At 40.4% G+C, this 10,947-nt stretch carries 12 protein-coding genes; 8 read left to right on the top strand and 4 right to left on the bottom strand.

What is annotated here, in order from left to right; all coding sequences use genetic code 11:
- Positions 1 to 130 precede the first annotated feature (130 nt).
- Entirely contained in the window at positions 131 to 508 is a 378-nt protein-coding gene (locus tag L3V31_RS13950) for a hypothetical protein (RefSeq protein WP_237316609.1), read from the bottom strand.
- Positions 509 to 805: 297 nt separating this feature from the next.
- On the opposite strand from L3V31_RS13950, the gene L3V31_RS13945 reads away from it, so the two are divergent.
- From L3V31_RS13945 to L3V31_RS13905, 8 genes are all read left to right on the top strand, one after another.
- Positions 806 to 2,044 carry a cyclic GMP-AMP synthase DncV-like nucleotidyltransferase gene (locus L3V31_RS13945; RefSeq protein WP_237316607.1) on the top strand — a complete coding sequence of 413 codons (1,239 nt, stop codon included), beginning with the start codon at positions 806 to 808 and terminating at the stop codon, positions 2,042 to 2,044.
- Positions 2,041 to 3,762 carry a ThiF family adenylyltransferase gene (locus L3V31_RS13940; RefSeq protein WP_237316605.1) on the top strand — a complete coding sequence of 574 codons (1,722 nt, stop codon included), beginning with the start codon at positions 2,041 to 2,043 and terminating at the stop codon, positions 3,760 to 3,762. Before L3V31_RS13945 ends, L3V31_RS13940 begins: the two co-directional genes overlap by 4 nt.
- Positions 3,750 to 4,208 (top strand): Mov34/MPN/PAD-1 family protein, encoded by a 459-nt coding sequence (locus L3V31_RS13935; protein WP_237316603.1) that lies wholly within the window; start codon positions 3,750 to 3,752, stop codon positions 4,206 to 4,208. The genes L3V31_RS13940 and L3V31_RS13935 overlap by 13 nt, the downstream gene beginning before the upstream one ends.
- 43 nt (positions 4,209 to 4,251) lie before the next feature.
- Positions 4,252 to 4,833 carry a hypothetical protein gene (locus L3V31_RS13930; RefSeq protein WP_237316601.1) on the top strand — a complete coding sequence of 194 codons (582 nt, stop codon included), beginning with the start codon at positions 4,252 to 4,254 and terminating at the stop codon, positions 4,831 to 4,833.
- 450 nt (positions 4,834 to 5,283) lie between these two features.
- On the top strand, positions 5,284 to 5,652 hold the full coding sequence (locus L3V31_RS13925) for a DUF4160 domain-containing protein (protein WP_237316600.1): 369 nt from the start codon (positions 5,284 to 5,286) through the stop codon (positions 5,650 to 5,652).
- A 114-nt stretch (positions 5,653 to 5,766) separates the two neighbouring features.
- A complete protein-coding gene (locus L3V31_RS13915) occupies positions 5,767 to 6,078 on the top strand; it encodes a hypothetical protein (protein ID WP_237316598.1) in 312 nt (103 codons plus the stop codon).
- A 1-nt stretch (position 6,079) separates the two neighbouring features.
- Positions 6,080 to 6,364 (top strand): hypothetical protein, encoded by a 285-nt coding sequence (locus L3V31_RS13910; protein WP_143692569.1) that lies wholly within the window; start codon positions 6,080 to 6,082, stop codon positions 6,362 to 6,364.
- 257 nt (positions 6,365 to 6,621) lie between these two features.
- Complete coding sequence (locus L3V31_RS13905; protein ID WP_237316596.1) at positions 6,622 to 7,176, top strand: DUF2971 domain-containing protein; 555 nt, start codon at positions 6,622 to 6,624, stop codon at positions 7,174 to 7,176.
- 385 nt (positions 7,177 to 7,561) lie between these two features.
- Here the strand turns inward: L3V31_RS13905 and L3V31_RS13900 are convergent, their stop codons facing one another.
- The 3 genes from L3V31_RS13900 to L3V31_RS13890 form a co-directional block, all read right to left on the bottom strand.
- Positions 7,562 to 10,042: a phage/plasmid primase, P4 family gene (locus L3V31_RS13900; RefSeq protein ID WP_237316594.1), complete on the bottom strand. Its 2,481-nt coding sequence runs from the start codon at positions 10,040 to 10,042 to the stop codon at positions 7,562 to 7,564.
- A gap of 90 nt (positions 10,043 to 10,132) precedes the next feature.
- Positions 10,133 to 10,522, bottom strand: a complete 390-nt coding sequence (locus L3V31_RS13895) for a hypothetical protein (RefSeq protein WP_237316592.1) — start codon at positions 10,520 to 10,522, stop codon at positions 10,133 to 10,135.
- A gap of 50 nt (positions 10,523 to 10,572) precedes the next feature.
- Positions 10,573 to 10,839, bottom strand: a complete 267-nt coding sequence (locus tag L3V31_RS13890; RefSeq protein WP_237316591.1) for an AlpA family phage regulatory protein — start codon at positions 10,837 to 10,839, stop codon at positions 10,573 to 10,575.
- Positions 10,840 to 10,947 lie beyond the last annotated feature (108 nt).

Raw genomic sequence — 10,947 nt, 5'->3', positions numbered from 1 at the left:
TTATTGTACTTGCACCAGTTAGTGGTTTTGTAGCGAGGCTTCGGCATCTAATCAAAGTCAGTGAATGAATGTCCCTGATCTGATCGTAAGATTTTGATTTAGTTCATTCGATTTCCGCAACAAAGCCACTCTACTTTCGACTGTGTAACCATTTATCACTATTGCGGCACTTCAACCAATACTCGATAGCGTGGGTTTCTGGTGGCAACTCCTCTGTGTATTCAATGATTTTACCGTTATTGAGTACTTTTTGCTTCTTTACGATATAACCTATTGCTCTCTCGAACAGTTTACTCACCACTTCCGCATCCGCAACTAGCTTCCCCATTTTACGTGCACGGGCAAACTTTGCATGCTTCGAAGTCCAGTTGTATATAGTGCTCCTATCTACTTCAAAAAAATTAGCTAAGTCTTTGTCTGTTGCTCCTAGAAGGCAAAGTTTGTAGCACTGGTTACTATAACTTGCGTTGTATTTATTGTTGTAAGTATTTCCTCTTGGAGCGCTCATAACGAAATCCTTTTATTAGCCTTTACTAAATTATAACACTGAACAGTGTTTTTAATTTGCCTCTATATGTGTGGAAGTCTTGGAGATCATGCTAGTACTACGAAAGTACCAAAGATTAATTATGTTTAAGGTTGATATTCAACTAAACACACCCAATGTAGGGAGTTATTGGGTGAAAATTAGCCAATGATTTTCAGAGAATTGACTTTAGCGACAGACCCTCCAGAGCTTGGAAAAGAAGGCTGTTTTATGTATACACATTTACAGCCCAGATTTTAGAGAATTAGGGAATACTTGATGAAATTTAACGCAACTCCGCTACTAAGTGATGAAGAAGATGGCTTTCTTCCTAAAATCACGCCGTCTGAAACCCAAATGGGTGAGCTGAGGGAATATCGGCAAATTGTCAGAAACACTATTCGTGTTACTTTCTCTGCCCTAAATAATGCATTTGAAAAGGATAAGGCTGGGAAATGGCAGCTTTCAGGTAGGGCGATTCATCTACCATTTGTCGATCAGCTACGAAAATTAAAGCCCGAACAGAAGTCAGCATTAGCTGGTTTGACTCCTAAGTTCATGAGTCAAGGTAGTTTTGTATATAAAACGTTGAATTTACCCTGCCACAATCCCCCTCAACAGATAGATTTGGATGATGGAATCTACCTACCCTTAGAAATCTTTCGCGAGAGCCCAATAGTATCCAAGGACTTATTTTTCTCCATTGTTGATAGGGCATTAAATAATTTAGCGAAAAATATGGGATGGACCTTCGAGGAAAAAAATACATGTGCGAGGTTAATCGTTAGCGATTTAATACACATTGATGTCCCTCTGTATGCGATACCTTTAGAAAGGCATGTAGCGATGGAGTCAATGAAAGCTAACCGCGCTGATAGCGCTTGGTTTACAGATTCTCGTTCATTATTAGCAAAAGACGATGTTTACTTGGCTGTTCGTAATCGTGAAAGCTGGGTGAATAGTGATCCTGCGACGATTAGTGAGTGGTTTAAAGACCAAATTCGCTTTCATGGTGAAGTGCTTCGCAATGTTTGTCGTCATTTAAAAGCTTGGAGAGACTATAAGTTCTCTTCTGGCGGTGGACCATCTTCTATAGCCTTAATGGCTTGCGCTGCGCAAACATTTAGCGAGATAGCAGAAGAACGGGGTAAGAAGTTTACTTCAGCTCAGGAGAGTGAAGCTTTGATGTTATGTGCTGAGCGACTTGAGAAACAATTTACAAAAGGTGTACCTAACCCAGCAGATGATACCAAACCTCAACTGTACCCATCGTCGGAAATGTCCGAAGAACAGATAAGTAAAGACAAAGAGTTTGCGTTAGAACTGGCTACGGATTTATCGTTTTCTTTGAAAGAAGCTGAAAACAAGCAGCAATCAGTAGATGGAATTAGACGAGCTTTGGGTTTACGTGTTCCTAATAGGCAAGACCTAATCGATGTTGCTACGGCGGCTGGTATTTTGTCAAAACCAGCAAAGACTAATCCAGCCCCAGTAGTACCTAATGGTGACGCTGGATGACGATGGGTTTGAGTTCTATTGAAGAAGAATTATTGTCTAGGGGTTTTAGGTATTCACCTATCCACACTTCATACCCACCAATACCAGCTTTTGAGCGAGTGTTTGCTACTAGTATTGGTGAGTTTGTGGTTCAGTTTCCTATAAGTGACCCTTCTTTATTAAAGCTGCCTAAGCCTCGAGTACTGTCAATGCCAGAAAGCTTAGCTAGTGTACGTTTGCCACACCTTGAAGGAAATCAGACTATTTGTTTGTTTGATGAGACAACCAAGAATATTGATCCTCTTCGACCAAAGGAATTCGTTGCAGCTTGCGTGGTTCAAATTCAATCTATTTTAGATGGTTGGGCTGATGGCTCTAATCACTCTGATATAGCCGCGGAGTTCACAAGTTATTGGGCTCCAGACAGAATTTGCTACTTGTTGTCAGAGAATAAAAAGAGCCAACTTTACAAATTTTCCAGAGAAAAATTGAATGGTAATCGTGTTACTGAATATGCCGTCGCAAATAATAGTTCAGAAGCATCACAGTGGGCTGTTAAAAGAAATTGTAGTTCAGTTAAAGATGGCAAGTTGCCGTCAGAATTATGTAGCACGATTAAAGTGGCTGTTAAGCAACCTTTATTTATTCCCTTCGACCAGCAGTGGCCATTAAACACTTTAGGTGATGTTTTAACATGGCTACGAAAGGTTGATAGCTCAGCCGCATCAAGCCTATTAGATAAGTTAAGAAAAGAAGCTAAAACAAAGTCTAACTTCATGGTAGTTTTGAGTTTTGATACTATTCATGTTGGTTTGAATATCTCAATAAGGCCACTGGGTAAATCTGCACTTTTTGTTAATTTACCAAAGAACGCAAAATTTAATCCAAGGCATGCATTATCTGCATTATCTAAACATCATTGCTTATCTGTCTTTGAGCGTTTCCACGTAGAAAATGCGACTGAAAAATATATATTTAGCCGAAACTATAATTCTTTTGAAGGCCTTCGAAATAAACGTATTTGTGTTATTGGTTGTGGTACTGTGGGAGGTTACTTAGCTCAGGGGTTGGTTCAGGCTGGAGCTGGAACAGGTCGAGGCACATTATGCTTCTATGATAGGGATACAATGAGACCTGGTAACTTAGGGCGACATATATTAGGTACTCAGTATCTCGGTGAGAATAAAAGTGAAGCTCTAGCGCATTATTTTGAGCAGCAAGGTTTATCTACAAATGTAAGATCTGGAGGAGAGTTCACTAAAAGAGATTTAGGCGATGGTTGGGATTTAATCGTTGACGCTACAGGAGAACAAGGTTTTTCGCTGCTTCTTACCCAGTGGTATCAGGATCTCAAATTGAATGAACGCAGTACACTCCTAATCCATAGCTGGGTTTCTGGTTTTGGACATCAAGCCAAAGCGATGATTAACGATGGCAAAGGGGCTTGTTACGCTTGTTTGTTTGATTATAACCAATCCCCACGTGCAGATAGATACCAATCTTTTAGTCCTAGTAATTCTTTAGACGTAAATAGTGCTTTTAAACGTACATGTGGAGAGTCCCATTTACCTTTTGGACCAGAAGCTAGTATGACAGCTGCGGCACTAGCGTTGCGGCTCATTAAACAAGATCAGCCTATGAAGCTTAACTTCTTACAAAAAGCGCTTTCTGATAGAGCAAAGCAATACCCTGAAAAGTTAATGGAACCAATGCGGAATTGCCCTGTATGCCAGAGTTAATATCGAATCTAAGCGGAGATGTGTATATTTTACTTCAAGATGAAGTATTGCGTACTTTAGAAACACACCGTCAGTTACATAGTAGCCAAGTGGAATCTGGAGGGATATTAATCGGCGAATATAGAGGTGAAGATATCAACGTAGTAACGGCGACAAAACCGTCTTTTGGGGATATACAATCAAGGTTCAGATTTTTTCGTCGTAGTCTAACTCACCAGCAAATAGCTTTAAGGACCTGGAGGGATTCTGATTCGACAAGAACATTTATTGGTGACTGGCATACTCACGCGGAAGATCATCCTTCGCCATCCATAATAGATACTGCCGATTGGTCAAAAAAGCTACCAAATAGAAATATGATAGTGATTATTCAAGGACGAGTAACTCGATGGTATGGCTTTTGGGATGGAGAAAAGTTAACTCAAGCTAAATTGGTTAAATGTTAGAGTATAATTTTCACTTAGAAAATAATTTATAGGGTGATTTTATATGTGGGATATTATTAACCCGAAAATACGTCTCTGGATAACTATAGGTGCTTCTATAGCTGTTTTTGTTTTTTATTCATCTTTTTTGGGTCAGGAAATTATTCGAGCGATTTCTTCAACTGTAACAACATTAGCTTTTTTAGCTTGGATTATTGGAAAATATGCTTGGCGTTATATCTATATTGATATTTTAAAGCAAAAGTTATGCCCTGATTTTAATGGAAGATGGATGGGAAAAATTTCTTCAAATTATGCCGGCGGAACTGAAGTTTCTTTTCCCATTGAGATTGAGGCTGATTTTTTTAATATTAGAATGAAAGCTAATACTACGGTAGGTCGGACATATGCTGATTATTGCCGAGTGGTGAGAACTAAGGATGACAAGTTTGAGTTGTCTTATATATTTGAAGGACATAATAAAACTCAGGCTGATACTGATACTTCGTATTATGATGGGGCAGCTAAAGTCATTGTTGATGATGTAAAAACAATGAAAATGTCAGGTTTGTTTTGGACCAATAGGTGCTGGAACAAAGGTGAGAATACTGCTGGGCGGATTGAGTTTGAGAAGATTCCGAATTGATTGCAATAAAGCTTTTAGTTTTCTGAAAGTCAAAATATGAAAGCTATTGGTGAAGGTTTCTTTAGATAGGGGAGGGGGATAACGTTTTGGTCCACTCCCTCCCATTACTGGTCATCTGCGGCGTTCACGATGTTTTTATTAGTCATATCTGGTGTGAATAAGAGTAGCTTTATTTGTTCTGTTCAAGAAAGCTAACTCAATTTTCCCCAATGCTGCCGTACAAAAGCTCATTCACCTGCTAATATGCGAGCTTGTTTTATCTGAAAATCCGAAAGAGCACAGCAATCTGCCTGTCTAGAATTATGCACTATTTTGCAATCTAATCTAACATTCTTGTTATTCTCCTATTGATTATTAATTGAAGTGCTATATGAAAGGCTGCATCATAGTTGTATGAAAATGGCTTCTCGCGGGTTAAAAAGCGTTATGTGTATGCGAGGGAACAGATAGATGTTAGATAAAGTTGAAGTTCTACAGAAGCGAATGGCAGAAATTGATCTTTACAGCTCACGGTCAAATAGTGATCTGTCTTTTCTTGTCCTCAAGCTGCAAAACTTGAAAATAAAAATGTACCAAGAGAAACATCACCAAAGACCACACATTCATATCGACTATGGAAGAAATGAACATACTGCTAGTTTTTGCATTGAAACTGGTAAAAGAATTGTTGGCTCTTACAAAGAATTAGAAAAAAAGTACGATAAGGTAATCGGTGAATGGTTGGGTCAAAACAAAGCTCAAATTTTGGAGTTGTGGGAAGTGGCTCAAGCTAGTGGTGATACGGAGCGATTGATTGCATCTTTGAGAGCAAACAAATAACAAATTGTTCAAGAGTGATGCGGCGCGCGTGGCATTTTTACTATGCGTTGGTTTTCGTGGTTAAGGCGGTATGCGGTGGCATCGGTATTGCCAGCCTATAGCTTTGGAGTAAAAATGAATAAACCTACGGATGATTCCGATAAAAATAAGCGTAAAAAACGTAAGAAACCCTTAGCCAAAGCTGATTTGATTAAAGCTTTGCATGACCAGAGATGGGACTACAGAACTAGTGAAGGTCTGGCTAAAGAACTAAAGGCTGCTGAAAAAGAAATTAAGAAATATTTAGACTCAGAGCCTGAAATTAGAAAGTCCATTATGAAAGACAAATATGGTCGTAGTTTGTACACGTTGAGGAAAAGAAAGTCGGCAATTGGTGACTATTGGGCAGCCTTCCGTGCAGTTAACTCAGCCAAGACAGGAAGCTAACATGACAGTTGAAGAAGTTTTCATGTGGGGAGTTATTGGTGGCTTATTACCCGAAGCTCTTGCTTTATATAAGCTTAGGCATGCCAAAAAAGGAGAAAAGCCCGATTGGTTACGATCTGGTTTTTATTGGGTTGTTACGTTAGTCATGGTCGTTCTTGGTGGCTTAACTGCACTTGTCTATCAAAAAGTTGGTGTCAACATTAACGAACTTGCAGCACTTCATCTAGGCGCTGCCACACCTTTGATCATCGCGAGCCTAGAAAAGAAGAAACCGCAGGTGTCGTGAGTACAGCTATAACACAATTTAAAAGTGATTCGCAACGCGTGGCATTTTAAGCATGTGCTGATTTTTTGTGATTATGGTGGTGTGCGGAAACGTCGCGTTGTGTTGATCACCACTTAATCGGGTGTTATGTGCTATCCAGATAAGGAAGTATGTCATTGTTATTTAAGTATCTACCCCCAGAGAGAGTAGACGTTCTTGACAGCTTGAGATTACGGTTTACTCCTTTATATTCATTGAATGATCCGTTCGAGCATTCGATGAAAGTTGGAAACAACGAATATGAACTCTACCCAGAACTTGCTCAAAAACATGTAGAACCTACAGCATTTGTTTCATTATCGAGAAACAACTCAAATATACTCATGTGGTCGCATTACGCTCAATCACATAAAGGGTTTTGTATAGGCTTTAAACGCGATACATACTTTAATAAAGCTGAACCAATTCGATATCGCAGAAATCGTTCAAGTTTAAACGGTTTGCCATTGGAGTACCTTTCTAAAGACAATGTACTCAAAGGAGTATCCTTAGAAAAAGCTATAGATTGGGCTTATGAGGAGGAGGAAAGGTTATTTCTGTGCGATGTTGAGAAAAACCTGTTGGATGTGGGAGAAGACGAATGGGGACTGCCCATACAGTTAAATACCTATCCACTTTCTTCCGTCGGTGCTGTGTACTTAGGCATTCGTTCATCCGATAAGTTAGAGTCTCAAGTTAAGGCGTCGCTCAGTCGCCACTCGATCGAGATACCAGTATACAAAGCTAAAAAATGTATCGACCAATACGGTCTTGAATTTGAGTTACGCACATAACATATATGAGCCTTCTGCCTGTCAATAGACAATAACATTCCTTTAGCTGCGTCAGCAGCCAATCCTTCTCGGACAACAAAGTTATCTACTTCGCTTTGCCATTTCGGTCATTAAGCATTACTTACGACAAACACATATAGAAGGTCTCTTGCTGCTAAGTTTTCAGTTTCAAAAATCGGATAAATTTTCGACGCCGATATATTGAGGTGGGGGAGGGGGGGTAGTATTTGGTCCCATCCCCCTCCTTTATCGATGGAGCTCGTAGTGGAAATAGTGGGTTATTTCTTTATTTACTATATTACTTAAAAAATATACAGTCTGTCTTGCATATGTTTATTTTTATAAGCAAAGTTTTCTTAAAAAAAACATCACTTTCTCCACCAGGTCAACTAAACGCCAAGATCTGGCGAGCGTCATAAAGAGTTTCATAGCAATGATAACCATTGTATAGGCTTTCATTGTGTCCGTTCTTTGCCATGTGAGCTTTAAAAGCTTGCTTATTGAATGGCTTACGGTTGTTATGGCGACACCAGTCCTTGTAAATGGTATAGGCGTGCGACAGTTTCAGTCGTGGGTTGGACATTCCTTGTATACGTGCGCCAATACCATTGTCTTCAATATCGTGAAGCCAGCTACTGACACTGTTTCCGTTACGCTTCCACTCTTGAATACAAGATTGGTGAGCGCAGGACAAAAATAAACCAATTGAGAAATAGTCTTCGACACCACGAATCGCCCATGCAAGTATTGAAGGCAGTTCCTGATCAATAATTTTCGACAATAATTCAGGATCGCGTTCTTTTTCTGGCTTACTGTTGGAAAAATGGATGATAGCCCAGCGTCGCCAGAACCCTTCGCTGTGGTCTTTGGTTGTCAGGTAATAGTTCCCGTTGAACCAGCAACCAGCATCAGGTGTGAAGGTAAATACCTTACCATATGGCTCTCGAGCTGAAACGGTATCGCCACCAGTAATAGACTTGAATTCTGCGCTTGGAACGGACTTTTCTTTGTCAATCTCAGGCACAAGGTTCAATAGTTTTCCTGCTAGTGCTGCTATTTTATAGTCATTGTCCATGTGTAGCGGGCTAACACTGGTGCGGTACTCTTTAGGTACAAGTGCTTCAAGTAACTTCAAGAACAATGACTTACCTGAACCTGCTTCACCGTATAGTAATACGGCTCGCTGCTCCTTGGCTTGTAGCCCGAAAAGTGCAAGTCCGGTCAGCATGCGCAGTTGCCGTATCTGCTCCTCGGGATAATTCTCTGCAAAAGCATCCTGGAGAATAGAAAGTAACAACTCAGGTTCTCGACTAAAATCTGGCGTAATGTCTAAACGAAATCGTGCTCGGTGCTCGTGTCTCGGCTTTTCTTGCTTCATATGTTTGCCATCTACAAAGATGAAACCAGCCGGAATGTGAAGCCCTTTTGGTGCACTTTCAAAGAATCCGCTTTGCTCAAGCACATTGTAAGCATGTGATGCAATTGCTTTATAGTCAGACTCTCTACGGCAAAGTTTCTCACCAACATATTTTTTCGAGATCGCCACACCGACCTTTGACAAAGGGGTATCTCGCCAGATACCTGATTTATCATCATATGACCATAGTCGGTCATATTCACATACAGGACGAGGGGCTTTGAACTGTTCAATATAGTGGGTTGCTATTTCTCCATGACTTAATTCTGGCGCTGCTTCACCTTCCTTAACTGAAATAACTTTATCAATTTCGCCAATATTTACATCGGCTATTTTTTTCAGCTTTTTTTTCATGCGGCCGGACTGAAGCGTTGATGCATCTTTGATGAAGTTGACTGCGGCATCGAAAGCTAACTCGTTATCACGATCTTCTAGCAATGCTTTGATTGCGGAATCAAAGCATTCGAAAATTTGCTTAGGTTGGACGTGTAACTGATTAGCAGTCAGAGCTATTTTGGTTTGTTCAATTCCATGACACGACGAAAAATCGTTCCAATCTGTACCAATATCCTCCGCTGAAAATTCAGGGAACGTATAAGCAATGCCATGTTCTTCCGCGATAGATTTCGCCACCTCAAGCCCACGGTTTCCTTTACCTTCTTTAGCTTTTCGGTGGTCATTGTCTGCGGCGATAATGATTTCACTACTGGGGTATTGTGTCATTAATGAAGGAACTAATTTTTCGAGCGCACCAGCATTGAACGCAACGACAACTGTAGCTCCTGTGACTTCATGAATGGTTGAGCCGGTAGCAAAACCTTCTGATACGTATACCAAGCTTTTATCCCCGTTGAGGGTAAATCGCCCACCATCAAGTTTTCCGCCTTTTAGAAAAAATTTTTTGTCCTCGTGCGTGATAATTTGAATACTTTGTATTGCTCCAGTTTCCGAAAGTACCGGAATGACAATGCAGTTAGTTAAAGCCCCGCTCTTACTTTTGTCATTAAAAAAGTCAGCGCACAATATTTTGCTAATATAACGAGCATCACCCCATAGGTTAATGTTCTTACGAGTGATGTACGGATGATCAAGCGGTATAGTCTCTGACTTTTCGTACAATCGTTGCGCATAACAAGCTCGTTCTGCATTCAACTGCTCTCGAACAAAGCTTGGGTGGGTATGAAGCTCTGCAACTTTTACACTTTTCGCTTTATCTTTTGAACCAGATGAAGACCAACGTCCTTTTACACCATCACGCCAGCAGCCAAAACTGCCCCCGAAAGAACCGTCGTCGTTGGTAAAAAACGTATAATAGCCTGCAGTATCCCCAGGCTTGCCATTGCTGCTAAATCGGTGTAATTCGCCATCCGTTATGATTTCGGAAGGCGACTCAATACCCGCGTTAGAGATAGTAGATTTAAATTCTTCGATATAATCGTAAATAGTCATGCCGATCCCTTGGCAAAGTACCCTGCATACCCAATTGAAAGTAAGCAGGGTAGTAATTAGCTCAAATTATAAAAAATGACGGTCTAGGTTTTAATGTAACGAGGAACGAAGAGATTCGTTCAATGTTTCAATAACCTGCTCATAGACAAAGCTAGTCCCACGTGTTCTTAGAATCTTTTTGATTAGATAACAGTCACGTTCAATCGACTTTTGCTCGTTCACGCTACGTTGATGAGTTGTGTGTGCGATTGGGTTTAAACGGTACTGTTGAATCGCTTCAGTCGTCATGTACCAGTATGTATCTTGGGGATTTCTGTTACGGTTACACAGCACATTAACGAACAGAACTTCACGAATATAATCAATGATCTGAGTCGCACCGTGGCTATCCTTAATGATGCGGTTAATAGTAGCTTTATTTAGCAATTTCCCTGCAAGTAGTTGTTTTAGTACTAGGTTAGCTGCGTTCTTACGGGTCATATTTATTTCCTTATAAAAAAGTAATAATCACGCCAATCTTGACGGAAGGGTTAATTGAATTCATGGATAAGTGAGTTACGCTCTGCAATCAATTGATTGACGCATTGGGCAATCTCATTAGAGCTTTGGGCTTTAATTGTTGCCGCAATAATCAACTGAATCTCGTGTTCCGGCCACGCTACCTTACGCCCCCCTAAATTGACTGGTGGGGTCATTAGTCCCATTGCAATTCGTGAGTGAAGTGTCGATTTTGAATAAGATAATCGTGCGAGAACTTCGGTTTTAGGAAGAAGAGTTAAAGGTTTGTCTTTGTGCATATTTGCTCCTTAGTGAACCGTGTTGTGTGGTACGGGAGCTAATATAATCAGGTGAACTTTTGTTTTCCTTGCAGCTGCAAAGAAAGTGTTGCAGCTGCAAATATAGCG

It is taken from the genome of Vibrio sp. J1-1 (assembly GCF_021728395.1).
GTDB lineage: Bacteria > Pseudomonadota > Gammaproteobacteria > Enterobacterales > Vibrionaceae > Vibrio.
Note: the sequence above shows the minus strand (reverse complement) of the source record. Positions and strands in the feature narration are given on the sequence as shown.

Coding starts and splice junctions, on each gene's coding strand:
- L3V31_RS13905 (WP_237316596.1), top strand. CDS start 6,622: ATGAAAGTTGGAAACAACGAATATGAACTCTACCCAGAACTTGCTCAA.
- L3V31_RS13950 (WP_237316609.1), bottom strand. CDS start 508: ATGAGCGCTCCAAGAGGAAATACTTACAACAATAAATACAACGCAAGT.
- L3V31_RS13935 (WP_237316603.1), top strand. CDS start 3,750: ATGCCAGAGTTAATATCGAATCTAAGCGGAGATGTGTATATTTTACTT.
- L3V31_RS13900 (WP_237316594.1), bottom strand. CDS start 10,042: ATGACTATTTACGATTATATCGAAGAATTTAAATCTACTATCTCTAAC.
- L3V31_RS13915 (WP_237316598.1), top strand. CDS start 5,767: ATGAATAAACCTACGGATGATTCCGATAAAAATAAGCGTAAAAAACGT.
- L3V31_RS13890 (WP_237316591.1), bottom strand. CDS start 10,839: ATGCACAAAGACAAACCTTTAACTCTTCTTCCTAAAACCGAAGTTCTC.
- L3V31_RS13930 (WP_237316601.1), top strand. CDS start 4,252: ATGTGGGATATTATTAACCCGAAAATACGTCTCTGGATAACTATAGGT.
- L3V31_RS13945 (WP_237316607.1), top strand. CDS start 806: ATGAAATTTAACGCAACTCCGCTACTAAGTGATGAAGAAGATGGCTTT.
- L3V31_RS13925 (WP_237316600.1), top strand. CDS start 5,284: ATGTTAGATAAAGTTGAAGTTCTACAGAAGCGAATGGCAGAAATTGAT.
- L3V31_RS13940 (WP_237316605.1), top strand. CDS start 2,041: ATGACGATGGGTTTGAGTTCTATTGAAGAAGAATTATTGTCTAGGGGT.
- L3V31_RS13895 (WP_237316592.1), bottom strand. CDS start 10,522: ATGACCCGTAAGAACGCAGCTAACCTAGTACTAAAACAACTACTTGCA.
- L3V31_RS13910 (WP_143692569.1), top strand. CDS start 6,080: ATGACAGTTGAAGAAGTTTTCATGTGGGGAGTTATTGGTGGCTTATTA.